This window comes from Lacinutrix sp. WUR7 (assembly GCF_016864015.1).
In the GTDB taxonomy this organism is placed as follows: Bacteria; Bacteroidota; Bacteroidia; order Flavobacteriales; family Flavobacteriaceae; genus Oceanihabitans.
Genome location: NZ_CP045067.1, coordinates 1,454,699 through 1,478,679 on the forward strand (window position 1 = coordinate 1,454,699; position 23,981 = coordinate 1,478,679).

25 protein-coding genes are annotated in these 23,981 nt (G+C 32.0%); 4 read left to right on the plus strand and 21 right to left on the minus strand.

The window, feature by feature from the left end; all coding sequences use genetic code 11:
* Positions 1-2 precede the first annotated feature (2 nt).
* From FG167_RS06400 to hutH, 16 genes are all read right to left on the minus strand, one after another.
* A complete protein-coding gene (locus FG167_RS06400) occupies positions 3-1,148 on the minus strand; it encodes a beta-ketoacyl synthase (protein WP_203460593.1) in 1,146 nt (381 codons plus the stop codon).
* Positions 1,141-1,593, minus strand: coding sequence for a thioesterase family protein (locus tag FG167_RS06405; protein ID WP_203460594.1), 453 nt, complete (start codon positions 1,591-1,593; stop codon positions 1,141-1,143). Before FG167_RS06405 ends, FG167_RS06400 begins: the two co-directional genes overlap by 8 nt.
* A complete protein-coding gene (locus tag FG167_RS06410; protein WP_203460595.1) occupies positions 1,571-2,836 on the minus strand; it encodes an ABC transporter permease in 1,266 nt (421 codons plus the stop codon). Before FG167_RS06410 ends, FG167_RS06405 begins: the two co-directional genes overlap by 23 nt.
* Positions 2,829-3,572 carry an ABC transporter ATP-binding protein gene (locus FG167_RS06415; RefSeq protein WP_203460596.1) on the minus strand — a complete coding sequence of 248 codons (744 nt, stop codon included), beginning with the start codon at positions 3,570-3,572 and terminating at the stop codon, positions 2,829-2,831. Before FG167_RS06415 ends, FG167_RS06410 begins: the two co-directional genes overlap by 8 nt.
* Before the next feature lies 1 nt (position 3,573).
* Positions 3,574-4,569 (minus strand): BtrH N-terminal domain-containing protein, encoded by a 996-nt coding sequence (locus FG167_RS06420; RefSeq protein ID WP_203460598.1) that lies wholly within the window; start codon positions 4,567-4,569, stop codon positions 3,574-3,576.
* On the minus strand, positions 4,559-4,966 hold the full coding sequence (locus FG167_RS06425) for a hypothetical protein (RefSeq protein WP_203460599.1): 408 nt from the start codon (positions 4,964-4,966) through the stop codon (positions 4,559-4,561). The genes FG167_RS06420 and FG167_RS06425 overlap by 11 nt, the downstream gene beginning before the upstream one ends.
* 5 nt (positions 4,967-4,971) lie before the next feature.
* A complete protein-coding gene (locus FG167_RS06430; protein ID WP_203460600.1) occupies positions 4,972-5,436 on the minus strand; it encodes an ABC transporter permease in 465 nt (154 codons plus the stop codon).
* On the minus strand, positions 5,436-5,858 hold the full coding sequence (locus FG167_RS06435) for a hypothetical protein (RefSeq protein WP_203460602.1): 423 nt from the start codon (positions 5,856-5,858) through the stop codon (positions 5,436-5,438). Before FG167_RS06435 ends, FG167_RS06430 begins: the two co-directional genes overlap by 1 nt.
* Positions 5,859-6,992 (minus strand): beta-ketoacyl-ACP synthase III, encoded by a 1,134-nt coding sequence (locus FG167_RS06440; RefSeq protein WP_203460604.1) that lies wholly within the window; start codon positions 6,990-6,992, stop codon positions 5,859-5,861.
* Positions 6,993-7,001: 9 nt separating this feature from the next.
* A complete protein-coding gene (locus FG167_RS06445; protein ID WP_203460605.1) occupies positions 7,002-7,925 on the minus strand; it encodes a dialkylrecorsinol condensing enzyme DarA in 924 nt (307 codons plus the stop codon).
* A gap of 113 nt (positions 7,926-8,038) precedes the next feature.
* On the minus strand, positions 8,039-8,929 hold the full coding sequence (locus FG167_RS06450) for a lipid A biosynthesis acyltransferase (protein ID WP_203460607.1): 891 nt from the start codon (positions 8,927-8,929) through the stop codon (positions 8,039-8,041).
* 20 nt (positions 8,930-8,949) lie between these two features.
* On the minus strand, positions 8,950-9,192 hold the full coding sequence (locus tag FG167_RS06455) for a phosphopantetheine-binding protein (protein ID WP_203460608.1): 243 nt from the start codon (positions 9,190-9,192) through the stop codon (positions 8,950-8,952).
* 6 nt (positions 9,193-9,198) lie between these two features.
* A complete protein-coding gene (locus FG167_RS06460) occupies positions 9,199-10,416 on the minus strand; it encodes a beta-ketoacyl synthase (RefSeq protein ID WP_203460610.1) in 1,218 nt (405 codons plus the stop codon).
* Between the two features lie 18 nt (positions 10,417-10,434).
* On the minus strand, positions 10,435-11,166 hold the full coding sequence (fabG, locus tag FG167_RS06465; protein WP_203460611.1) for a 3-oxoacyl-ACP reductase FabG: 732 nt from the start codon (positions 11,164-11,166) through the stop codon (positions 10,435-10,437).
* 28 nt (positions 11,167-11,194) lie between these two features.
* Positions 11,195-12,355 carry a WG repeat-containing protein gene (locus FG167_RS06470; protein ID WP_239004455.1) on the minus strand — a complete coding sequence of 387 codons (1,161 nt, stop codon included), beginning with the start codon at positions 12,353-12,355 and terminating at the stop codon, positions 11,195-11,197.
* A 66-nt stretch (positions 12,356-12,421) separates the two neighbouring features.
* Positions 12,422-13,951, minus strand: coding sequence for a histidine ammonia-lyase (gene hutH, locus FG167_RS06475; protein ID WP_203460613.1), 1,530 nt, complete (start codon positions 13,949-13,951; stop codon positions 12,422-12,424).
* Positions 13,952-14,062: 111 nt separating this feature from the next.
* Between hutH and FG167_RS06480 the strand changes: the two genes are divergently transcribed.
* Positions 14,063-15,319 carry an NAD(P)/FAD-dependent oxidoreductase gene (locus FG167_RS06480; protein ID WP_203460614.1) on the plus strand — a complete coding sequence of 419 codons (1,257 nt, stop codon included), beginning with the start codon at positions 14,063-14,065 and terminating at the stop codon, positions 15,317-15,319.
* 31 nt (positions 15,320-15,350) lie between these two features.
* On the opposite strand, the gene FG167_RS06485 is transcribed toward FG167_RS06480, so the two are convergent.
* The 4 genes from FG167_RS06485 to FG167_RS06500 all read right to left on the minus strand — a co-directional run bounded on the left by FG167_RS06485 (position 15,351) and on the right by FG167_RS06500 (position 19,696).
* A complete protein-coding gene (locus tag FG167_RS06485) occupies positions 15,351-16,967 on the minus strand; it encodes a hypothetical protein (RefSeq protein WP_203460616.1) in 1,617 nt (538 codons plus the stop codon).
* 109 nt (positions 16,968-17,076) lie between these two features.
* On the minus strand, positions 17,077-17,679 hold the full coding sequence (locus FG167_RS06490; protein WP_203460617.1) for a hypothetical protein: 603 nt from the start codon (positions 17,677-17,679) through the stop codon (positions 17,077-17,079).
* A 36-nt stretch (positions 17,680-17,715) separates the two neighbouring features.
* Positions 17,716-18,690 carry a hypothetical protein gene (locus FG167_RS06495; protein WP_203460619.1) on the minus strand — a complete coding sequence of 325 codons (975 nt, stop codon included), beginning with the start codon at positions 18,688-18,690 and terminating at the stop codon, positions 17,716-17,718.
* A gap of 61 nt (positions 18,691-18,751) precedes the next feature.
* On the minus strand, positions 18,752-19,696 hold the full coding sequence (locus tag FG167_RS06500; RefSeq protein WP_203460620.1) for an NAD-dependent epimerase/dehydratase family protein: 945 nt from the start codon (positions 19,694-19,696) through the stop codon (positions 18,752-18,754).
* Positions 19,697-19,840: 144 nt separating this feature from the next.
* Between FG167_RS06500 and FG167_RS06505 the strand changes: the two genes are divergently transcribed.
* From FG167_RS06505 to FG167_RS06515, 3 genes are all read left to right on the plus strand, one after another.
* Positions 19,841-20,356: a hypothetical protein gene (locus FG167_RS06505; RefSeq protein WP_203460621.1), complete on the plus strand. Its 516-nt coding sequence runs from the start codon at positions 19,841-19,843 to the stop codon at positions 20,354-20,356.
* Position 20,357: 1 nt separating this feature from the next.
* Positions 20,358-20,888 (plus strand): nuclear transport factor 2 family protein, encoded by a 531-nt coding sequence (locus FG167_RS06510; protein ID WP_203460622.1) that lies wholly within the window; start codon positions 20,358-20,360, stop codon positions 20,886-20,888.
* A 145-nt stretch (positions 20,889-21,033) separates the two neighbouring features.
* The gene (locus FG167_RS06515) at positions 21,034-23,124 is read left to right on the plus strand and encodes a M13 family metallopeptidase (RefSeq protein WP_203460623.1); all 2,091 of its coding nucleotides are present in this window, start codon (positions 21,034-21,036) and stop codon (positions 23,122-23,124) included.
* A 148-nt stretch (positions 23,125-23,272) separates the two neighbouring features.
* Here FG167_RS06515 and FG167_RS06520 read toward each other — a convergent pair whose 3' ends face one another.
* Positions 23,273-23,971, minus strand: coding sequence for a hypothetical protein (locus tag FG167_RS06520; protein ID WP_203460624.1), 699 nt, complete (start codon positions 23,969-23,971; stop codon positions 23,273-23,275).
* Between the last annotated feature and the right edge of the window lie 10 nt (positions 23,972-23,981).

The window sequence follows — 23,981 nt, forward strand, 5'->3', positions numbered from 1 at the left end:
ATTTAATTATTTTTTTGAAATAAGATTGCTGTATTACAGCCTCCAAATCCAGAAGCAGTTTTTAAGAATCTATTTATTTTTTTTTCGGTTGTTTTTGTGATTACGTTTATGGGTTGTGTTACTCCTAAAGTTTCAAAACCTAACGATCTATATAAGGTGTTGTTTTTTAAGGAATGCATACCAACAATGGTTTCTACTAAACCAGAAGCGCCTAAACTATGACCAAAATAGCCTTTTAAACTATTTAAAGGAACAGTACTTAACTGCATTCTGTTAAAAGCAATAGCTTCCATTTCGTCATTAAACATGGTTGCAGTGCCGTGGGCAGAAATAAAATCTACTTCTGCTGCAGTAATATTTGCTTGGGTAAATGCAGATTGCATACTTCTATATAAACCTTCTCCAGTTCTGGAAGGACCAGAAATATGATTGGCATCATTACAAGAACCTTCTCCTAAAATGGTTACTGCTTCTTTTGCTAAAGCATCTGCATCATTGGTTACTAAAACACTTGCAGCAACTTCGCCAATATTTATTCCTGTTCGGTTTGCATCATACGGTTTACAAGGTTCACTGCTTAAAGCTTGAAAAGAATTGAATCCAGATAAAATAAACTCTGTAATGACATCACCACTAGTAATAAATACGTGATCGTAAGTGCCTTGTTGTATATATCTTTTAGCTATTGCAACTGCTAGAATACCAGAAACGCAAGCATTAGAAACTACAATAGCATCGTTTTTAAAATGGAAAAAATCTTTAATTTGATTACCAAGTTCACTTAAATATGCTCTGTCTTTATGAAAAGGATTATTGGCATCTAACGCATCTACGTTTCCTTTTGTAGTAGAAATAATTAATCCTACACGATCATTAATTTCTATGTTTGAAGCATCTATAACGTTACTTAAAGAAGTAATCATCATTTGCTCTAAACGCGTATAATCTCCTTTAGGATTTAAGGTGTTAAAGTTTTCTTGTAAGGTTTCCGTAGGAATTAACGAAGTGTAAAAAGGTTCTGGTAAAACCGACTTGTCATCTATACGTTGTAAACCAGAAACTTCATTGCTTATTTTTTCAACAACAGCTTCACTAGAAAAACCTAATGACGAAATAATATTATTATGTGAAACGTACACTTTACTCATCTAATAAGCCTACATTTTTTTTCCATTCCATAAAAAACTCTGGAATTGTTAATGATAAATCACCTTCACCAATTTTATCTACAAATACTTGAACGGTTTCCCCTTTGCATACTAATTGCTCTTTTTGGTTATAAATTTCGTAACGAAATATCATTTTAGCAGCAGGATTATCTACATAAATTGTTTTTATGGTTGCAACATCACCATAACGTAAAGGGTGTTTATGGTCTGTACTAGATTTTACAATTGGTGTTGCGTAACCATGTTCTTTTTGATCTAAATAAGATATGCCATGTTTTCTACCAAAGGATTCGCGACCATCTTCAAAGTATTGAATATAATTGCCATGCCAAACAATACCTAGAGGGTCTGTTTCCACAAAGCGCACACGTACTTGATTGGTATGTTCCACTAGTTTTGTTTTAGACTGCATTTTTCTTTTCATTATAAACAATAGCAATTAATGTAGTGACTATAAAAAATAAAAATAACAAACCTATCTCTGGTAGAATTTTCACAAGCCCTGTATTTCGTAAAAATACATCGTAAAATGCATTTAATCCCCAATTCATTGGAGAAATATTAGATAAAGTTTGCATAAACTTAGGCATAATAAAAACAGGAACCCAAACACCACCAAGTGCTGCTAAAATAACAACAAATGTAGCGCCAAAAGGAGCAGATTGTTCTTGCGTTTTTGCAATAGTACCTAGTAATAAGCCTAATCCAATTGCTGCCAATCCAGAGAATATAGCAACAACGAAAAGGAGTGGTAAACGTCCGGAAATATCTAACGTTGGTAAGCCCATTACTGGGAAAAGATATACACCAATAGCAAGCATTAACATAAACTGAATAATACAAACACAAAGATACACCAACGTTTTACCTCCTAAAACGGTGGCATAAGAAACCGGATTGGTACGTAAGCGCACAAAAGTACCTTGACTTTTTTCTTTAACAATATTGATGGATAAAGGTACAATGATGAAAAAAATGGCAAATAATGTCCAAGCTGGTACGTTATGCTGTACCGAGTTTGGTATGATTTCTTCATCGTTTTTTATTGGCAGAATTTCTTTAAAACTGATGAAATTATCGGTCTCAAAAATAGCCTCTGTTGGGTCGTCTGTTATTTGTTGCTGAAAGGCCTTATAGATTGATTGTGTTTCAATTTTTGAAATCATTTTATCTATGCCGTTTTTCACCGAAGACTTAAAGGTAAGCTGTGTTGCCGGATCAAAATAGAGTTTTACTTCTTTTTTCGGAATGACAATTGCTTCCGTTTCATCTTCTTCATCTAAACCAAATTTAGACAGAATACCATCAACGTTTTGGGTTACTTTTTTCTCTAAATCGGAAGAAAGATTTTCTGGAATAATGATCGCGAGTTGATACTTTCCAGAAAAAACTAAATCTCTAGCAACGTTTTCGTTTTCTTTTACAATTACTTGAAAAGTATTAGAAGTTGCTAATCCGTCTTGTATGGTTTGTGCAACGGTACCTTTGTCGTTATCTACAATTAAAACAGGGATTTTAGCATCGCTAATTGTTTTAAATGTGCTGTCTTGAATAATGGTGATGGTAATTATAAGTACCAATGGCATTACAAATAATACCACAAGACCTCCAAAATCTTTAATTAGAAGTAAATACTCTTTATATGCCGAAGCCCAAAGTTTACGCATGATCTCTTAAGGCTTTTCCTGTTAAACTTAAAAATACATCTTCTAAATTATGAGCACCTTGATGGTTGCTTATTAGTGTTGCTGGTTTTCCTGTTATTATTAGTTTACCATGATCTATAATGGCAACTCTAGAACAAAAAGATTCCGCTTCATTTAAGTGATGCGAAGTATAAATGATAGTCGTTCCTTTTTTATTTAAATCTTGAAGAAATTCAATGATTACATTTTTAGATTGTACATCAACACCAACGGTTGGTTCATCTAAAAATAAAACCTTTGGTTCGTGTAAAATACTTGCTATAAGGTTTATACGACGTTTCATTCCTCCAGAAAAAGTATCTATTTTTTTATGAGCAAATTGCGATAATCCTAATATTTTAAGATATTCCTCAATTTTATTTTTTAGATGTTTTCCATGTAAACCATACATACTTCCAAAGTATTTTAAGTTTTCGAAAGCGGTAAGTGTAGGGTAAAGGGCATACTCTTGTGGTACAATACCAATAAGTTGTTTTAGCTCATTTTTATTGGATTGATAGGTTAAACCATTAATGGTAAAAGAACCAGAAGTTGGTTTTATAAGGGAGCAAAGTATCGAAATTAGCGTGGTTTTTCCCGCACCATTCGGACCAAGAAGTCCGAAAATTTCTTTGTCTTCAATGAACAAATCAAAATCTACTACCGAAAAATCATCGGCAGTTTTATACTTTTTAGATATATGCTCAATGTTAATCATATTATATAGCTTTTTTTAAAGCTTTAAAAAACACTTCTTCTTTGTCTGCAATAGCTTCTAATTGTGAAGCTACTTCATTATAACCATCTGCTTTTGCACCTCTATTTTTATAAATTCGAGAAGCATCTACAGCAAAATCACGCCATAAATCGCCAATTTGTGTCATTTCTTTAGAAAGATTTGCAAGTTTGGGGTTGTTTAAAATCTTACTAGATTCTTGTAAAAATGCTGCAAAAATATAACGGAAGCCTCCGCCACCAGTTCCTATTTCTTCTTGCATTCTTACTATTTGTCCTAAGTAATGGTTCGCTTTTTTTACACCTAATTTCTTAGGCCATTTTCTTATTTGCTTTGCTGTAAAACGAATTCCTTTAACACCAAGAACAGGCATTGGAGCTAGCATATCTCTACAAGTATGTTTAATTCCTTTTCGTATTGCTTTCTCTAAATCCAGCTCTTTTGGGAAATTCGTTGGGTAATAAATATGTCCTTTTGGAGGTAAAGCTCCTTTAGCAAATCTAACTTTTTCAAGCTCTTTATCTGTTAAAGTGGTTACTGTTTCCATAACCGGATCACTTATCAAATAGGTGTCTTCTGTTTTTCCGTAAACGACTAAATTGTGTGCGTTAAAATGAAAACGATATTCATCTGGAAAATAAGTTAAATTATAAACACCAACTTGTAAGCCAACAGGATTATTGTTGTTTAAGTTCTCGTCTAAAACAGCTTTCGCTTTTTTAGGATCTTTAAATTTTTCGCGTTCTATTTTTATTCCAACACGTTTTGCAAAACGTTTAAATATAAAACCAGGCATTGCTCTGTACGTAATTGCTGGAGCATGATTCACCTTTAAAAACGGGATATAACAAAATAGTAATCCCGAACCAATACCAAAAACCATTGGCTCACTTACGTTAAAGCCATGATGTTTCATTAAATTAGAAACCACACCATTTTCGCAATGCGCAGATTGATGATGTGTAAAATTAATTTGCATGTTTTAGGTTTTTAAGTTGCTCTATGGTAATTTCAAAAACATCTGCATATTTTTGAAGGGTTTTATTAGATAATTTTTGAAATACTTTTGGTTTAAAATGACGTTTTACACGCCATTGCCAAATACCAACATAGCTGGCTAAAATTGGAAGATCCATTTTATGGAATTCCATATAATATTCTATCGGACTGGTTTGGTTATTTTTTACTCTGTCTTTCGCATCTTGAACACGTTGATTGATATCTTCAATAGCATTGTCTAAAGCGATGGTTTTTGGGTCCCAACCAGTAGTGTGTGCCGTTGTATATTCTCCATTCTCATCTACAGCATAGCAAAGTTCTCTAAAATTTGCAGACTCTAAATTACTTTTATCCTGAGGTACTTCGCTCTTTTTCATAACCTTTAGTTTTTAGGTGTTTCCTGAATAAACAAATTCAATTCACAAGATAATAATTCTTTGTTTGAAGTAGCAATAGTACAAGCTAAAGTGCAAATGCTATAATGATCTGTATCAAACCTAGATTTTAAATTTGCATTAGATATTATAATGTCTCCTATGCAAGGAGTAGCAAATATGGTTACTTTTTTTATTGCAGAAATAAAACCAATAAGTTTTGTTCCTTCTCCTTCAAGATCGTCTTCTTCAAAGTAACTTTTACCAACAATAGAAGAGCAGGTCTGTGCTGCGTTTTCAATTAATCCTACTTCATTAAATTGCATGTCTTCATCTATAAAAATGCAATCTTCTTTTATTTCAAACGAAGTGGTTACGTGTTCATCATCAATAGATATAACATGATCAACCATTAAAAATGGTGCGCGATGTGGTAAAAATTTTGTGATATCTAGTGACTGAAATTTATTCATTAGCTAGCAATAACGGTTTTCATTTGTGCAAAGGCAATTTCCTCTTTATCTTGATTAAAGGCTTTCACTTCTACCATAGTAACTCCCATAAATTCATGAAGTATGGATGCTTCGGTGGTGATGGTTTCATTCAATTTTGGAAGCTTTTTAACCTCTACCTTTTTTATAGAACCAATATAGCCTGTTGGCGCTTGTTCGCCTTTTAAAAAAAAGTCATAACCAGTATGTAAAGCAACGGTTTGTGCTAAGTTTTCTATGAGACCAGATTCTAAAAAGTAATTATCTTTTACAAAAAGGTTGGTGTCTAGAATAGTGAAACTAGACACAATTTTATCTGCAGTGAAATCCAACAAAGTATCTACCATTACAAATGGTGTTTTTTGAGGTATTAAATGCGATATGTCTGTTATTGGTAAACCCATTTAGCAAACGGTTAAAAGTGCATAAGCGTAAGCAAAACGAGCACTTTCTGGAACAGAAAGTAATATTTTATCTCCTTTTTTAAGTTTTCCTGAGTTTGCTAATTCTTCTAACATGATGTAGATAGAACCTGCTCCTACATTACCAACTTTGCTTAGGTTCATAAACCAGTTTTCCCAAGGGATTTCAACACCTTGCGCTACCATTTCTTTATATAAACTGTCTTTAAAGTAATACGAAGAAACGTGCGGTAAATAATAATCTACATCTTCTGGTTTTAGGTCGTGTTTTGCCATAGCCATTTTTAGACTATCCACACCTTTTACTAGTATATTTTCACTTAGAAGTTTTACATCTTGCTTCATGGCAAACAATGATTTTTTGCTCCATTGGTCTGAAGGATATTCACTCCAAGGTTTTAAAAACCCATCTTCTAATTTGTCACTTCCTGCATACATACATGCTTCAATTTCATGAGCGTATGAGTAGCCTTCCATCCAGTCAATTTTTAATGGTTGGTTTCCTTTTGGTTCACTTTCTAGTAAAAATGCTCCAGCACCATCCGATAACATCCAACGTAAAAAATCTTTATTAAAGGCTAATATTGGGTTGTCTTCTAATGTTTCTAAATGTTTTACTTCTTCTTCAAAAGTATCCGACATCATCCAAGAAGATGTACGTTCTGAGCCAGTACAAACCGCATTTTTAGTTTCACCAGATTTTACAGACATGTAGCCATACTTAAGGGCATTCATCCCAGAAACACATGCGCCAGAAGGTGAATTGATTTCAAGGTTTCCGTTTTTTAGAAAACCATGAACCATGGCTGCGTGTGATGGTAAAATTTGATCTGGACTAGATGTACCACAAGAAAGCAATTCAATATCTTCTGCTTTAAAATCTGCATCACATAAGGCAACTATTGCTTCTTTTGTAAGTTGTGCATTATTGTGTGTGATATTGCCATTATCATCAATAGCATAATATCTTGTTTTTATTTGATTGTTACGCAAAACAATACGTCTTCCTTTTGAAGTTTTACCGTTTATGGTACCTAATTTATCTTCCATTTCGTCATTTGAAATTGGACGATTTGGTAAAAATTTTGAAATTTTGTTGATGTAAACTTCCTTCATATTAATGCCTTACTCTATATAATTTACAGACGAATAGTATAATTTGTCTTTTTTTATTTTATGTATTGAAAACACATAAGTCAACAAAAATAAGATAAAAACAATTGGTGCAAGAATCCAAATAGCAAATAATAAGTAATAACTAAAAAATTTCACCCAAAAACTACGTTTAGGACTGTTTTTATCGCCTTTAGATTGAATTAATTTAGACCATTTAGAGAAAATAACGTTTGCACGTCTATCTGTAATTACTAAAAAGGGTTTAATTAGGATTGCACCTTCTTTTAAAAGGTTGTCTTGTAAATTGTTAAAATTGTTTTCTTTTAAATGTTTTAATATTATCGGACCAAACTTTACAGCCTCATCGATGTCTTTTTGAGAAACTCCTGGTTTTGGAAACACACCAAGATATTTTTCTTTTTTTCCAGACATTAACCATTTTTCAATAGTAATAACGCTTATGTGATTGATATGTCTATCTACTAAAACAATATTACCAACTAAATTGGCTTCTAATGCTTTAAGTTTTTTCTTCATTTTTTCCTGCGCCATTATCCACATGTTTCGGCAACCAATCACTGTAATTACTGGTGTGTTCTTTAGGAGTTGCTTCGCATCAGGTGTGCTTAAAAATGAATTTATAGGAATAGAAGGTGTTAAGTACCAAACTTGATATCCTAAAATGATGAGGTCGTATTTTTTGTTAAGAATTTCTGGAGAAACAGGTTTTACTTTTTCAGGAACTTGTTGAAAGGTCTCTGGAAAAGCACCATAAAACGCATCTGCTTTCCATGGGAAAGGAAAAGGAGTTTCCATTTTTATATCATGATAATCTATTTGTATAGTATCATTGGCTAAAGGAGCAACTATATTCTTTACAATTTCTGTTAATTGTCCAGATTGAGAATAGTGTATGACTAAAACGTTTTTCAAAAGAAATATTTTTTGGTAATTTCCGAATAAAAGTCTAGATATAGAAGTTTCATTCTTTGTAAATAGTAGAACTTATTAACTTTTGCGAAAACGATAAAAAAAAAGGAGTGTTCTTAGTTTTTTTTATCAAAAGTTCCCCAAAAATCAAAATAGTTAAACCATTGTAAGGGATATTTATTCAACATCCACGAGACACTTTCGGTATATTCTTTTAAAAGTGCTTGTGCATCTCTATGTTTTGCTTCTGCTTTTCTGGTATAAAGGTGGTAATGCTTGTTTGTTTCTTTCATTACATACACAAAAAGAACGGGGACTTTTAAACGAGATGCTAGCATAAATGGTCCTGCAGGGAATTTTGCTACTTGACCTAGTAAATCTTGTGTTAAGTGTTTCGATCCTTTTATATATCTATCTCCAGTTATAACAACGAGTTCATTTCTTGCAAGTGCGGCATTAATTTCAAAAATATGACCTAAGTCTTCTTGAATTAAAATAATCTTTACTTTCGGTTTTTCTGTAACACTTTCTAGGTATGCTTTGATGTTAGAATGTTCGGCGTCGGTAGTTAAAATACTAATGGAAGTATTTTCCTCAAGCTCACCAAAAAAATGTTCGGCAATTTCAAAATTGCCCACGTGTGCACTTATTAGAATACCTCCTTTTTTTTGTTTTAAGGCTTTGTCAATAAGTTCGTAACCATCAAAATGGTAGGTGAATTTATCTCGTAATCCCGAAGATATCGCTATTTTATCTATAATGGTTTGTCCGAAAACATAATAGCTTTTATAGATATTTATAAAGCTTTTAAGTTTCGAGTTTTTACGTCTTTTATGGAAATAATAGTAACTGGCTTTTGTGCTGTCTCCCGCAAAAAAACAAAAGTATAGGGCAACAAAATACAGAATGAAGTATGCAGAACCAATTCCGAAAGTCTTCATACAAAACACAAAAATCTTGTATCCAAAAACAGTTCCTCTGGACTTTCCTTGCCATTCAGCAGCCATAAATATTTAAAGTAAAGTGTTTAGTCTAATTTTTTTTCAATTAGATCATAGAAGTCTTGAAGTGATTCTACATTCACAAAATCTTCTCCAACTAATTTTACGCTGAAGTTAGACTCAACAGCAACCACAAGGTCGACAAAGTCTAAACTATCTAATTCTAGAGTGTCTTTTAAGTTTGCTTCAGGAGCTATGTCATCTGATTCCACTTCAAACTCATCTATAAGAAAATCGTTTATCTTATCAATAATAACCTCTTTAGTCATATTGTATTATAATTTTTTTATTATTAATGCTGAATTTGTTCCACCAAATCCAAACGAATTCGACAAAAATACATCAAATTTTTTATCTAGCGTTTTACTTACTAGATTTAATTTTTTTGCGTCTTCATCCGGTTCTTCCAAATTAATGTTTGGCGCAATAAAATTATTTTGCATCATGAGCATAGAATATACTACTTCACTTGCTCCAGCCATCCAACATTCATGTCCTGTCATCGATTTTGTAGAACTTACATAAGGACCATTTTCTCCAAAAACTTTAACAATAGCTTTGGCTTCATTGGTATCTCCTACAGGAGTTGAAGTTGCGTGGGCGTTAACATACTCTATTTCTGATGGTTTTAAATTAGATTGTTCAATAGCTTTAGCCATTGCTCTTGATGGACCATCTACGTTTGGCGTAGAAATGTGTTCGCCATTCGACGAGAAACCATAGCCAATAATTTCGGCTAAAATTGGTGCTCCACGTTTTACAGCAGACTCGTAGCTTTCTACAACTAAGGTTGCTGCGCCACCACTAGGTACTAAACCATCTCTGTTTTTATCGAAAGGTCTAGATGCTTTTTCAGGGTTTTCTAGGTTCATGGCAAAAACACCAAGACCATCAAAACTTCCCATGGCATATTTATTTATTTCTTGTGCTCCACCACAAATAATACAATCTTGTAAACCACTTTTTATAAGTTGGAAAGCCATACCAATAGCATGAGATCCACTAGCACAAGCGGCACTTATTGTAAAGTTTACGCCGGTAAGATTAAAAAGTGTAGAAAGATTCATGGTAACTGTAGAATTCATAGCTTGAAAAATAGCGCCAGAACCAACAAGTGTGGTGTCTTTTTTTTCTCTAATTTTATCTACAGAATCTACAACAGCCTTTGCAGTACTATCATTACCATAAAGAATACCAACTTCGTTTTTCTTTAAGAAATCGATATCTATTTTAGCATTTTCTAAAGCTTCGATGGTTGCTACATATGCATAAGCACCTTCGTCGCCGAGACTAATACGTTCTCTTCTGGTAAGTTGTTTTTTTAGGTTTGGTTTTTCTACCATTCCTGTTAATGGAGAACGATACCCAAAATCTTTGCGTTCTTGGTCATAGATAATTCCAGACTTTCCATTATATAATGAATCCTTTACTTCTTCTAAGTTTTTTCCGATGCAGGAATAAATTCCCATTCCTGTTATAACAACACGCTTCATATTTACAACAAAATTATTTTAAGAATAAATTCCTCCATTAATATTTATTACTTCACCAGTAATATAAGAAGACTTTTTGGAAACTAAAAAGGAAACTAAATCTGCTACTTCTTGCGCTTCACCAAAACGATTTGCGGGAATCATTTTTTTAAGTTCTTTTTCATCTAATTCTGCAGTCATGTCCGAATTTATAAAACCAGGAGCTACGGCATTTACCGTTATTTTACGTTTAGCAACTTCTTGAGCTAGTGCTTTGGTAGCAGCAATAATTGCACCTTTTGCAGCAGAATAGTTTGTTTGCCCAGGAGTTCCTTTTACACCAGAAACCGAAGCGATGTTTACAATGCGACCATAACGATTACGTAGCATTTTTTGAATAGCATAATTGGTAACATTAAAGAAACCGTGTAAAGAAGTGTCAATTACATTTTGCCAATCCTCTTTAGGCATCCACATGAATAAACCATCTTTTGTAATTCCGGCATTGTTGACAATCACTTCTATTAACGCATCGGGATTTGCTTCTTGCCAAGCATCTAGTTTCGATTTTACTTGGTCGGCATCTGTAACGTTAAAACCAATAATTTCTCCAGTATTTCCTGCTGCTAGTACTGCTTTTAACGTCTCCTTTGCAGCTGCTTCGTTACTGTTATAGTTTATTAATATGTGATAGTCTGTATCTATTGCTAGTTGTGAGCAAATGGCTTTACCAATTCCTCTGGAACCACCTGTTATTAGGGCACATTTCATTTGTAAGTTTTTATTTTTTGATTTCGGATTAATTAAATAATTCGAGGTTTTTAAACTCCATATTTTTCAATACTTTACCTTTTGTATCGATATAAACCCATGATTTTTTATCTTTTACTCTAGCTAGTCCATTAACAAAACCTTTTTCATTGTTTTTTTTGAAAATGGAAAATCCTCCAGCAGTAATTTCATATTTATCTTCTATTACTTGTTCTCCAGCAGTATTGATAAAACCCCAAAGTTTATCCTTTTTTATAGGAGCTAATCCGTCTGAACTAAAAATTTCTGCATCTCGATATTGTATAGGGATTACAACTTTTCCAGAAGTATTTATATAGCCCCATTGTTTGTCTATTGAAACTGGCGCAAGACCGTTTACAAAAGCTCTAACCTTATCATAAGTTGGTTCAATAATCCATTCTCCGGTTTTGTTGATGAAGCCAATTTTGTCGTTTTTCTTAGCATAGGTAATGTCTCCATTAACAGAAAAGTCCCAGATTTTTTGAGCACCATCTACTTTTTTAAATTTACCATTAATGATTAGTCCATGGCTTTCGCCAAGCGTTGCTACTACATTTCCATTGTAAGCATTGCTTACACCATCATATTTGGTTTCCACAAAATAGTTTCCTGTTTTGTCAACTAATCCCCATTTTTCTCCTTCTCTAACTTTTGCATATCCATTTTCAAAATCGAAAGCTTTATTAAATTTAGGTTCGATAACTACAGTTCCAGAAGTATTTATGAAACCTACATTATCACCTTGTCGTATTTGAGCAAGACCTTCCGTGAAATCATAAATTTTATCAGTAGCAACATCTGTTAGTACTTTCTCGCCTTTGGTATTGATATAAAACCATTCTTTATTACTTAAAACAACGGCAATACCGGAGTTGAATGCTTTTGTTTTATCGTAGGTAGGTGGTATCACCCATTCTCCTTTTCGGTTAATGAATCCCCATTCCTTCTTATCATTCATAGCCTCGGCTAAGTCTTCTGAAAAGGATTTAGCTCCTTTAAATTCTGGTTGAATTGCCCATTCTCCTGATTTGTTTATGTATCCAAATTTTACTTCATCCTTTGCAAGTGCAAGTTCTTGAGCACCAACTATTGTGCTTAAAAATACTAATACGATTAATAGCGATTTTGTTTTCATGTGTTTGTTTTTTTTATCTATTGTTTTAGACATTTGTTCATTTCTTGGTTAAGGAAATGTTTATCTAAAATAGATGCTTGATAATTAATAATGCATACGTTATGCTTTATTATTAATAATAAAGTCTTTAACAAGGTTAACATAAGGATACATAATAACGTCATCTTTAAATGCAGGAACTATTTCTCGTATCTCCTCATACATTTTTTTAGTTTTTGATGAGACTTTATCTTGTGCTTTTAAATATTCTATAGCTTGCACTACTGTAATTAATTCGATAGCCATAACCTCGAATGCATTTTCAATAACTTTTTTAGTTATTAAAGCAGCGTTTGTTCCCATACTAACAATATCTTGATTGTCGTTATTGTTAGGGATAGAATGCACATACATTGGGTTAGACAATGTTTGGTTTTCGGCAGTTGTAGAAGTTGCAGTAAATTGTACACCTTGCATACCAAAGTTTAATCCTAGTTTTCCAAGATTTACAAATGCTGGAAGTATATTATTTAGGCTAGGGTTTAATAAATAGTTGAGCTGTCTTTCTGCAAGCATACTCATTTTAGTAACGACTATTTTAAGCTTATCCATTTCTAGAGATACATAATCTCCATGAAAGTTTCCACCGTGATATACGTGTCGTTTTTCAACATTTACAATTGGGTTATCGTTTGCAGAGTTTACTTCTTCTATTAAAATATTTTCTACGCTACTTAAAGTATCTAATACAGGACCTAAAATTTGCGGTACACAACGTAACGAATAATACTCTTGTACTTTATCTTGAAAAACAGAAACATCATCATTGTTTGCCTCGTATAAATGGTGTTCTCTTTTTCTAGTAAGTTTACTATCTGCTAAATGGGCACGCATGCTTTTAGCAATATTTTGTTGTCCTTTATGTTTTTTAGAATTGTTTAATTCTTCCGATAAATGATCGTCATACGCTTCAACAATTTCATTAATTGCAGCAGAACAAGAGATCATCCAGTTTAATAGACGTCTGGTGTACATGGTGTTTACAATACCAATTCCGGTCATTACCGAAGTACCATTCATTAGCGCTAAACCTTCACGAAGCTCTACAGAAATAGGCGTTAAATTCTCTTTTTCAAAAACGTCTTTAGTAGCTAATCTTTCGCCATTATAAAACACTTCACCTTCACCAATTAAAACTAATGCTAAATGTGCAAGTTGTACTAAATCTCCACTAGCACCAACACCACCATGTTCGTAAATTAAAGGAGTAATATCTCTATTTATAAGCTCTGTCATTAATTTAATTACAGAAACATGCACGCCAGAATTACCTAAAGACAAGGTGTTTAATCTAGCAAGCATTGCTGCTTTTACATATTGTGGAGCAATTGGATTTCCTGTTCCAGATGCATGACTACGAATTAAATTGTACTGTAATTGAATACGCTCAGAATCTTTAATTTTATATTGTGCCATTGGTCCGAAACCTGTATTAACACCATAAATCACTTTGTTTTCTGAGAATTTTTTAAGAAAGTTAAAACTCTGTTCTACGGTTTCAAAAACCGAGTCATCTACCTTGATGTTGCTGTTCTCTATTATAATTTTGTAAAAATCTTCTAATCCTAGTTCTCCGTTAAATGTTAGCATCTATATATTTTATTCTGACTATTTTTAATATTAAATTTAATAACTCCAAGTAAAGTAGTTATTTTTGTGTGCGCTAATTTAATATAATTAAGGTTAAATACTATAATGATTATGAATGAAATACATGTAGATGTTTTAATTATAGGAGCAGGACCTTCTGGTTGCGTTGCTGCTTCATACCTGCATAATCAAGGAAAACAACTTAAAGTTGTTGAAAAGAGTTCTTTTCCTAGGTTTGTAATAGGAGAGAGCCTGTTACCAAGATGCATGGATCATTTTGAAGAAGTTGGCCTTTTAGACGTATTAAAAGATTTTGGATTTGAAAAAAAACATGGCGCTCGTTTTTTAAAAGGGGATGTCGTTTGTGATTTTGATTTTAGTAAAAAGCATACCGAAGGTTGGGATTGGACTTGGCAAGTGTCTCGTGCAGATTTTGATAATGTGCTTGCAACCGAATTAGTAAATAGAGGTGTAGATATTGCCTTTAATAATGAAGTGGTAGATGTTGTGTTTGCAGCAGATGGCGCTTCTGTTACTAGCATAAAAGATGAAAATGGAGACGTGTATAAAGTACACGCAAAACATATTATAGATTCTAGTGGTTATGGTCGTGTTTTGCCAAGAATGCTTGGATTAGACAAACCGTCTTCTATACCAGAACATTCTTCTATTTTTACACATGTAAAAGATTTAAAAAGACCAGAAGGAAAAGAAGGAACCATGATTACTTTTGATGTTTTAGATAAAGACACTTGGTTTTGGGTAATTCCTTTTTCTAATGGAGATACCAGTATTGGTTTTGTTGGGTTAACCGATTTTATTGATTCTTTTGAAGGAGATACTACGGAAAGAATGCAGCAAATGCTGAAGCTATCTAAATATTACTATAAGCGTTTTGAAGGATTAGATTTTAAATTCCCACCAGTTAGTATTAAAAACTATGCGAAATCGGTGACACAGCTTTACGGAAAAGGATATGCTTTAACAGGAAATAGTGCAGAGTTTTTAGATCCTGTTTTTTCATCTGGAGTTACTTTTGCGACAGAATCTGCTCTAAAAGCTGCAAAATTAATTACTAGAGAACTGAATGATGAAACCGTAGATTGGGAAGAAGAATATACAGGTTATATAATGAAAGGTGTTAGCGTTTTTGCTACTTATGTGAAAGAATGGTATACCGGAAACTTACAAACCTTGTTTTTTCACAGACCAGAGAATCCAGATATCAAAAAGCAAATTTGTGCCGTTTTAGCGGGTTATGTTTGGGATGATACCAATCCTTTTGTTAAAAAGCACGATAGATTAGTGAAAAATCTAGCGTATTTAATAGATATGGAAGTACAAGAAAAAGAAAAAGCGAACCAATAGGTTCGCTTTTTTGCTTTTCATTAGGGAAGACTTATTTGATTTCTACTTTAATTAAAACGTCTTCTTTTTTCTTTTTGTTTACTTCCATTATAAATTGATTATCATAAACGGTTATCAGTCTATTCGTACTAAAGTCTTTAACGTCGTATTCTCCATGTACATCTTCTGTGCTAAATAGATTATGTTTAGATGCTTCACCACTTATGTCATTAATTTTATAGTAAGTAAAATAGCCGCTTTTACCATTTTTAAACACTTTAGGTTTATCTGTAGCATCTATTTTTAAGTTTTTTAGGTGGTCTAAAAAAAGGAAACAATGATCTTCTTTTAGTTTAAAATAATGGTATGACATTTCACCTAATAATAGATTAAAAGGATTGTTATCACTTTTGTAAACAAAGCCAACTTGGCCTTTCGGGATTTTTTGCATCCATAATAATTGCGTTTCACTATTTATTTTAGTTAAGTAAATATCATTGTATTCAAAAGCAATAGAATTTTCAACATTGTATTTTCTGGATTGTTCTGCAATTAATAATAAGCTTCCATCCTCGTTTTCTTGGAAGCTTTTAACAACAATATCTTCGAATTCCTTTTTTTTATTATGTTTTTCGTTTTGCTCTAAAATGTTTTTTGGAAAGTTATATTCTGATGCATGGATAATTTCTCCAAGCGGCGTTGTTTTGGCAACAAACATACCATCCGAATGGTTTAAATATTTTCTAGAGGAACCATTATTATAATAACCAGCACATAATAAATTACCATTAGACAATTCGAATAGAGTAGCTGAATTTATAAATGTATTAGGAAACGCTATTTGACTTTTCTGAATCACATCTGAATCTTTAATAAAAGTTAATAGTTCTAGATAGTAATTAGCTTGAGTTGCATCTGATTCTTTAATTTCTTTGCCAGAATCATCTGTAAACACTTTAGCTAAAATCTGTAAATTTCCATTGGAATGTACATTGTAGTTTAAAGTTTTCATTTTACGTTCCGAATAGGGCATTTTAAATGTATTTACAAAGTTCCTCTTTAGGTTTACATCAAAAGAATTAAGAACTAACGTGTCCCAACTTTCTGTGTCTTTTTTATGTTCTCTATAATTTCTATATATAATGAAGATTTCATTGTTTTTTGAAGAAACTTCAATATCAAATCTAAAACCAGTAATTACGCTAGTTTTAAAGTTGTCTTTATCATCTATATAATTCGATCTTGGAGATTTTGTTATTTTATTATCAACTTCAATAAGTAGTTTTGGTTTTGTTATAAATGTTCCACTATTAATATCTATTTCTCGAAAGTATAATTGTGCTAAATGCGTTTCGCGACCTGTCCATAAAGAATAAAAGAAGTAAATTTTATTTTCAACTTTTACTACATTTTCAATATCATAATTTAGAGAAGGCTCCTCATATTTATTTTCTGAAATTAAAACTAAAGTTTCTGCATTAAATTTTTGAATTACTACAGATTCTTTTTTGGCTTTTACTATAAGAATATCTTCATCATCATTAAAATAATACCGATTATAAGATTCAAAACTATTATATGGTTTATTTACGGAATAGTTATAGTTTTTTTGCGAATAACAAAAAGTAACAAATAAGAATAAGCATGTAAAAGAAAGGTGTTTTAACATAAAAAAGTATTTAAATATAAACGTAACTAATTTTGATTGAAAAAAGAGTAGAAACAAAAAAAAAGCGAACCAATAGGTTCGCTTTTTTATTATTAATAGTAAGTGTGCACTATTTAGTGTACTTGTAAAGGTGTTTAGCAAATGCTCTTCCAAAAATGATATAAGCATCGGCAATTCGTTGACCAGAATTAAAATCATAACCACCATTACCTTGTCCTTCAATTTTTGTGTAATCTACAGAGAATATAACGTCAGATGGGGTATCAGTTTTATAAACAGATAAAGTAAGTTCTACTTTAGAGTTTTTTCTAACAATACCAACATTATATCCTGGATATATAAAAGTAGTATGGATTTTCATAGTGTATTCTGCATCTATATCTTTACCTACTTTAGCCATTCCATTTTTTATTTTTGTATTAAAAGTTTCAATAAATCTTGGCTCATAAAACTCTTCTCTATCCGAAAACCAAGACTTTTTGAATTCCTCTCCTGTACCAGGTTTTTTTTCATCACGTTTCGCCATTTTGTCTTTTAAGAATTCTTCCTCATTATCGTATTTAGGGATTTCTAAATCAGAATAATCAAATACAACATTGTATGCCGTAATGTCTTTAAGATCTTCCCAATCGCCTTTTTGAACGTTTGCTTTTTGCGCCAACATGATTGTTGAACAGAATAAAACTAGAATAAGAGATAATTGTTTTTTCATTTTTATAAATTTAGATTCCCGCTAAAATAGCTAATATTATTTAATAAGTTTATTTAAATCTTTTATGTCCGATTTTTTTATTTTGTAGCCTTTGTGTTCAACCAAGTAAATCATTTCTCCAGTTGCACTATCTGTTACAGATAATAATTTATACTCATTAAACTGACTATACATCAAATAATAAAATTTTTCACCACTTAAGATTTTATCATTTAAAGATTTGGATGAGATTAATTCATAAGGATGTTCATATTTAGTAAGAATGTCGTTATGTTCTCTGGGTTTATTTAAACCTGTTATAACATTGATCATCCATTCTGGTACATATAATTTCTGGTCTTTTAGTTTTTTTAATTTTTCAGTATTTTCAATGCCATCCCTAACATTCAACATTTCCTTTTTATTCAATTTGTCATTGAGGATTTGAAAGTAGTTTTTAATGTAGCCATAGTCAAAATTGTAATAATCAGGCTCATCACCAAAGAATTTGACTTTGCTCTTACTATAAAACATGCTGCTTTTATATTTCTTAAGAAGACTTTCGGTAAAAAAGATATCGGCAACTCTAAAAATTTCTTCGTCTTTTTTTCCTTTTTTAGTAATTCGAACACTTGGGTAAGATATCATCTCAAATTTATAAGCAAACCAACTATTTACTGTGCTTCCTGTGGAACTTTTCTGAAGAGAATATCTTGTTTCATCTATTTTGATGATGGAATTGTTAGCAACCATATATACATCTTCGTTATAATCCTCTTGTGGAATAAACACCATATCATTAAAGGTCCAGATACTTGAAATAAGATCTTTGATTTTATCATAATCTAATACTTTGGGCACTATAAAATACGTTGTGGTATTTTTAAGATAATCAAACTCGCTTTCTTTTATTTTAGTAACATATAAGTTTGTTGGAGATACACTACTCCCAATACTCCCTTGAGCAATTGCAGTATCAAAAATAAATGTAGTAAAGAGTAAAACTAGAATAAGTGAGAAGTATTTCTTCATTTTTATAAATTTAGATTCCCGCTAAAATAACTAATATTATGTCAAACTTTGACCTAATTTTTTACTTTTCACCTAATTGCAAAAGCATTTCTTTGGTAATATCCTTTAAAGAAAAAGCATGTTCCCAGTTCCAGTCTTTTTTTGCAGTGGTATCATCTATGCTTTTTGGCCAAGAATCTGCAATAGCTTGTCTGAAATCTGGTTTATAGGTAATTTTAAAATCTGGAATATGCTCTTGAATAGAATTCGCAATTTCTTTAGGTGTAAAACTAATAGCAGCTAAATTATAAGAAGATCTTATTTTAATAGTATCTGCATCTGCTTGCATAATGTCTACGGTTGCTTTTATAGCATCATCCATAAACATCATTGGAAGTTCTGTGTCTTCACTTAAAAAGCATTCGTATGCTTTGTTTTTAAGTGCTTCATGATAAATCTCTACAGCATAATCTGTGGTTCCTCCTCCTGGTAACGTTTTCCAACTAATAATTCCAGGATAGCGAATACTTCTTACATCTACGCCATATTTTTCATGATAATATTCACACCAACGTTCACCAACTTGTTTGGTGATTCCATAAACGGTTGAAGGTTCCATAATAGTATGTTGCGCAGTGTCTTCTTTTGGAGTTGTAGGTCCAAAGACGGCAATACTTGAAGGCCAAAACACATGATCTATTTGTTTTACTTTGGCTAAGTTTAATACATGAAAAAGTGAATTCATGTTTAAATCCCAAGCCTCCATCGGATATTTTTCGCCAGTTGCACTAAGTAATGCAGCCATTAAATAAATGGTCTTTACATTATGATTGATACAACAATCTTTAATAGCATTAAAGTTTTTAGCATCTAGAATTACAAAAGGGCCAGCGTTTACTAACTCTAACTTTCTAGTGTTAATGTCACTTGCAATAACATTATCTACACCGTGAATTTCTCTAAGTTTATATGTAAGCTCAGAACCAATTTGTCCGCAAGCACCAATAATTAAAATTTTTGAAGTCATTAATCCATGTAATTTAAGGTGTTCAAAAATAATAAGATTTTAAAGAAGAAAATGTAAAATATTATTAAAATTACAACCGTGTAAAGTATTTAATAATAAAAGTAAAGAATACAATATATTTGTAAACATAATAGTTAATTAAAAATGAAAGCATTACTATACATTACCTTATTTTTTTGTGTTTTTTCTTGTAAAGAAACAGATAAGACACAAGAACTAGAAATAGAAAAAGAAGTTATTTCTTCACAAATAACCAAAAGCGACATCGCTAACCTTAAATATGCACAGTTCCTTTTAGATTCTAAAACGAGAAATTCTCAAGAATTTTGGCAAAAATATGCCGAATTAGATGACGTTGTTTTACGAGTGAATCAAGCAGATTTATCTTTTTTTAAAGAAAACCACGAAGTCTTAATAGCTTTTATTAAAGACCTAATAGAAACCATACCTGAAGAGATTAATACGCCACTTATTAATGCAAGATTACTCGCTTTAGAAACCCAAATGCTAAAACTAGAAGGTGTAGTCAACTTGTCTAATCCTGAGAAAAAAGAGGTGCTTTTAGTCGTTAAAGATTTTTTAACTGCGTTTTCAAATCTTAATCTTCAAATAAATAAAAAGATTGAAAAAGAATCTCAAAATATTGTAAAACCATATTAACATGAAACAACTGTGCGTATTCCTTTTAGTAATAACAATTAGTTCTTGTTGTGTAAAAGTTAAAGGGAAACTGGTAGTTTCTGCTTCAGAAATTAAAAAAGAAATTAATACCAATTTAGACGCTTGGCATAAAGCTGCTGCTAATGCCAATTTTGATGCGTATTTTAATTTAATGACTAAGGATGGTGTTTTTATAGGTACAGATGCTTCTGAAAACTGGCAAAAAGAAGCTTTTAAAACTTTTTCAAAACCTTATTTTGATCAAGGCAAAGCATGGAGTTTTACAGCAATAGAAAGAAATATTTATCTGTCTGATGACAAAAACCTTGTTTGGTTTGACGAATTACTAGACACACAGATGAAGATTTGTAGAGGATCTGGCGTTATGAAATTGGAAGATAATACATGGAAAATTGCACACTATGTTTTATCTATTGCCATACCTAATGAAAATGTAAATGAAGTAATTGCTATTAAGAAAGATTGGGATAATGTGTACACTAAAAAATTATTAGAGAAAGCTACCAATTAGTTTTATTACGTTTTATAAAAGCAAAAGCCTTACTATTTTTAGTGAGGCTTTTTTTATTAATATTTTGTTAAAGATGTAACTAGATTAATCTTTAGCAGTCTATTTAACATTAAATTGTAAACCAAAAACAAAACCCTAATTAAAAATGAAAACCAACTTTAAAAAACTATCACTACTTAGTGCAGTCGCTTTTATAGGTTTAGTATCTTGTAAAGAAGAGGCTAAAAAGGAAGTAGCAGTAGTAGAAACAACTCCAGGAATCAATTTAGATTATATGGATACTAGCATATCTGCTAGCGAAGATTTCTTTAAACACGTTAACGGAAAATGGCTAGAAAACAACGAAATCCCAGACGACCAATCCACTTGGGGAAGTTTCCAAGAACTACGTAAAAAAACAGATGAAGATGCTTTGGCTATTTTAAAATCTGCAATTTCTAACAATCAAGACTTAGGAAATATTCAAGTACTTCCTGGTTCTGATCAAGAAAAAGCAGTGTTTTATTACCAAACCATAATGGATACTATTAGCAGAAATAAAGCAGGTATTGATCCAATAAAACCATATTTAGCAAAAATTGAAGCAATTAAGAATGTAGATGACTTACAAGCTTTCATGATTGAAATGGAACCAAAAGGAGGAGCTGGTTTATATGGGTTTGGTGTTGGTAGTGACCCGAAAGATAGTAACAGAAATGTTGCCTATTTAGGAGGGGGAAGTACTGGATTACCAGATAGAGATTACTATGTAAAAGAGGATGCAGATTCTAAAGAAAAGAGAGAAAAGTATGTAGCACATATTACTAGAATGTTTCAATATTTAGGAGATAGCGAAGCGGATGCAAATGCACAAGCAGACCAGATTTTAGCTTTCGAAACTAGATTAGAAGAAGCTAAAATGGATAAAGTAGATCGTCGTGATGCACGTAAACGTTACAACCCTCGTTCTATTTCTGATGTTCAAAAAATGGTTCCTGCAGTAAACTGGAAAAACTTTTTATCTGGTATTGGTGTAAAAGAATTAGATACCGTAATTATTGGCGACTTAGGATACTTTAATAGATTACAAGAAGTATTAGCAGATGCTAATGTTAGTGATTGGAAAGCATATTTAAAATGGGATACTTTTAGAGGAGCAGCTGGATACTTAAGTACAGATATAGAAACTGCTAATTGGGAGTTTTACGGAAAAGAACTTAATGGAGCTAAAGCACAAAGAGCAAGAGATGAACGTGCTTTAGGATCTTTAAATGGAACAATTGGTGAAGCTTTAGGGAAATTATATGTAGATAAAAAATTCCCACCAGAAGCGAAAGTGAAAGCAGAAAAAATGATTAAAAACGTAATTTTAGCTTTCGAACACAGAATTAATAAACTGGAATGGATGAGTCCAGAAACAAAGGAAAAAGCGATTGAAAAACTTCAAGCAACGAAAGTGAAAATTGCATATCCAGATGTATGGAAAGATTATTCTGCATTAGAGGTTAATAGTGTAGAAGATGGTGGTACTTATCTTCAAAATTCTTTAAATGCTAGTGCATGGAACTTTAAGAAAAGTATTGATAAATTAGGGAAGCCAGTAGATAAAAGTGAATGGTATATGGCGCCACAAGTGGTGAATGCATATTTTAATCCTGCATACAACGAAATTGTTTTTCCTGCGGCTATTTTACAAGCCCCTTTTTATAACTTTACTGCAGATGATGCTGTGAATTATGGTGGAATTGGAGCTGTTATTGGTCATGAAATTTCGCATAGTTTTGATGATTCTGGTTCTAGATATGATAAAGATGGAAACTTGAATAACTGGTGGACAGACGAAGATTTAAAACAATTTGAAGGATTAGGAAAAGCATTAGCAGATCAATATAGTGCTATTGAAGTGTTACCAGAAACCAACATTAATGGTGAATTTACTTTAGGAGAAAACATTGGTGATTTAGGTGGTGTTCTTGCAGCTTATGATGCTTTACAAATGAGTTTTGAAGGAAACAGACCAGCAGATATTGATGGTTATACCGCAGAACAACGTTTCTTTATGTCTTGGGCAACCGTTTGGAGAACAAAAATGCGTGAAGATGCTTTAAAAACTAGAATTAAAACAGATCCACATTCTCCAGGAATGAATAGAGCAGTACAACCTTTATTAAATGTAGATGCTTTTTATGAAGCGTTTGGAATTCAAGAAGGAGATAAAATGTATATCGCTCCAGAAGATAGAGTTAGAATCTGGTAAGATAGAATAGTAATATTTAAAATGCTGTCATTTTGAAGGTGGTCGAAAAATTGTAGAGATTATCAAAAATAGATTTCTTCACTTTAGTCAAAAGGATAATAAAAAAGGCAACTCCATGAGTTGCCTTTTTTTACGTTATTAATTAAAATTAATTCTTTTTATCCTCTTGCGCTTTTTGAGAGAATAAAGCGTTTTTACTTATTAGTGCTAAGTTGAAATTAGGATTTAAAGCAATAGCTTCATCTAAAATAGCAACAGCAGCATCTATATTTGTAGCCTTATTTTCATTAAATTTCAGCATCGCTTTTAAATATAAAAAAGCAGCTTTTATAGAAACTTGATAAGGTGTTTTTGTTTCGTAATATGCATGTTGCATTTCTGCCGTAGCATTTGTTATACCATAGGTTATATACTTGTTTACTTCGTTAAATTTTTGAGTAGATAAATTAAGTTCTGCTAATTCGTAAGCAATATTTACATTAGGATTGCGCTTAAAGATTTCTTCAAAATGTTTTATGGCAAATTCTGGCTGATTAATAGATTTTAAAGAAATAGCTTTTACTTCTAAAGCCATATCCGAATCTGTAGGAACAACATCTACACCAATAGTATTTAAAGCTTGTATGTATTTGTTTTCACTCATGTATATGTATGCTAAAGTATCTTTTCTAGCGACAGATGGATCAATAATGTTTAAATGCGTTAGACTATTTATAACACCTTGGACATCGCCTTGCGTTCGCATCTGTTTATAGTATGCTTCGTAGTGTTTTTTTAATTCAGAATTGTTCTGCGCACTTAAAGAATAACTAGCAGATAATAATGTGATAAATAGCAATTTTTTCATTTGTTTTCTT

Excerpts from the sequence above, each read along its gene's own strand:
- FG167_RS06400 (WP_203460593.1), bottom strand. The coding sequence starts at position 1,148 with ATGAGTAAAGTGTACGTTTCACATAATAATATTATTTCGTCATTAGGT.
- FG167_RS06405 (WP_203460594.1), bottom strand. The coding sequence starts at position 1,593 with ATGAAAAGAAAAATGCAGTCTAAAACAAAACTAGTGGAACATACCAAT.
- FG167_RS06410 (WP_203460595.1), bottom strand. The coding sequence starts at position 2,836 with ATGCGTAAACTTTGGGCTTCGGCATATAAAGAGTATTTACTTCTAATT.
- FG167_RS06415 (WP_203460596.1), bottom strand. The coding sequence starts at position 3,572 with ATGATTAACATTGAGCATATATCTAAAAAGTATAAAACTGCCGATGAT.
- FG167_RS06420 (WP_203460598.1), bottom strand. The coding sequence starts at position 4,569 with ATGCAAATTAATTTTACACATCATCAATCTGCGCATTGCGAAAATGGT.
- FG167_RS06425 (WP_203460599.1), bottom strand. The coding sequence starts at position 4,966 with ATGAAAAAGAGCGAAGTACCTCAGGATAAAAGTAATTTAGAGTCTGCA.
- FG167_RS06430 (WP_203460600.1), bottom strand. The coding sequence starts at position 5,436 with ATGAATAAATTTCAGTCACTAGATATCACAAAATTTTTACCACATCGC.
- FG167_RS06435 (WP_203460602.1), bottom strand. The coding sequence starts at position 5,858 with ATGGGTTTACCAATAACAGACATATCGCATTTAATACCTCAAAAAACA.
- FG167_RS06440 (WP_203460604.1), bottom strand. The coding sequence starts at position 6,992 with ATGAAGGAAGTTTACATCAACAAAATTTCAAAATTTTTACCAAATCGT.
- FG167_RS06450 (WP_203460607.1), bottom strand. The coding sequence starts at position 8,929 with ATGGCTGCTGAATGGCAAGGAAAGTCCAGAGGAACTGTTTTTGGATAC.
- FG167_RS06455 (WP_203460608.1), bottom strand. The coding sequence starts at position 9,192 with ATGACTAAAGAGGTTATTATTGATAAGATAAACGATTTTCTTATAGAT.
- FG167_RS06460 (WP_203460610.1), bottom strand. The coding sequence starts at position 10,416 with ATGAAGCGTGTTGTTATAACAGGAATGGGAATTTATTCCTGCATCGGA.
- fabG (WP_203460611.1), bottom strand. The coding sequence starts at position 11,166 with ATGAAATGTGCCCTAATAACAGGTGGTTCCAGAGGAATTGGTAAAGCC.
- FG167_RS06470 (WP_239004455.1), bottom strand. The coding sequence starts at position 12,355 with ATGTCTAAAACAATAGATAAAAAAAACAAACACATGAAAACAAAATCG.
- hutH (WP_203460613.1), bottom strand. The coding sequence starts at position 13,951 with ATGCTAACATTTAACGGAGAACTAGGATTAGAAGATTTTTACAAAATT.
- FG167_RS06480 (WP_203460614.1), top strand. The coding sequence starts at position 14,063 with ATGAATGAAATACATGTAGATGTTTTAATTATAGGAGCAGGACCTTCT.
- FG167_RS06485 (WP_203460616.1), bottom strand. The coding sequence starts at position 16,967 with ATGTTAAAACACCTTTCTTTTACATGCTTATTCTTATTTGTTACTTTT.
- FG167_RS06490 (WP_203460617.1), bottom strand. The coding sequence starts at position 17,679 with ATGAAAAAACAATTATCTCTTATTCTAGTTTTATTCTGTTCAACAATC.
- FG167_RS06495 (WP_203460619.1), bottom strand. The coding sequence starts at position 18,690 with ATGAAGAAATACTTCTCACTTATTCTAGTTTTACTCTTTACTACATTT.
- FG167_RS06500 (WP_203460620.1), bottom strand. The coding sequence starts at position 19,696 with ATGACTTCAAAAATTTTAATTATTGGTGCTTGCGGACAAATTGGTTCT.
- FG167_RS06505 (WP_203460621.1), top strand. The coding sequence starts at position 19,841 with ATGAAAGCATTACTATACATTACCTTATTTTTTTGTGTTTTTTCTTGT.
- FG167_RS06510 (WP_203460622.1), top strand. The coding sequence starts at position 20,358 with ATGAAACAACTGTGCGTATTCCTTTTAGTAATAACAATTAGTTCTTGT.
- FG167_RS06515 (WP_203460623.1), top strand. The coding sequence starts at position 21,034 with ATGAAAACCAACTTTAAAAAACTATCACTACTTAGTGCAGTCGCTTTT.
- FG167_RS06520 (WP_203460624.1), bottom strand. The coding sequence starts at position 23,971 with ATGAAAAAATTGCTATTTATCACATTATTATCTGCTAGTTATTCTTTA.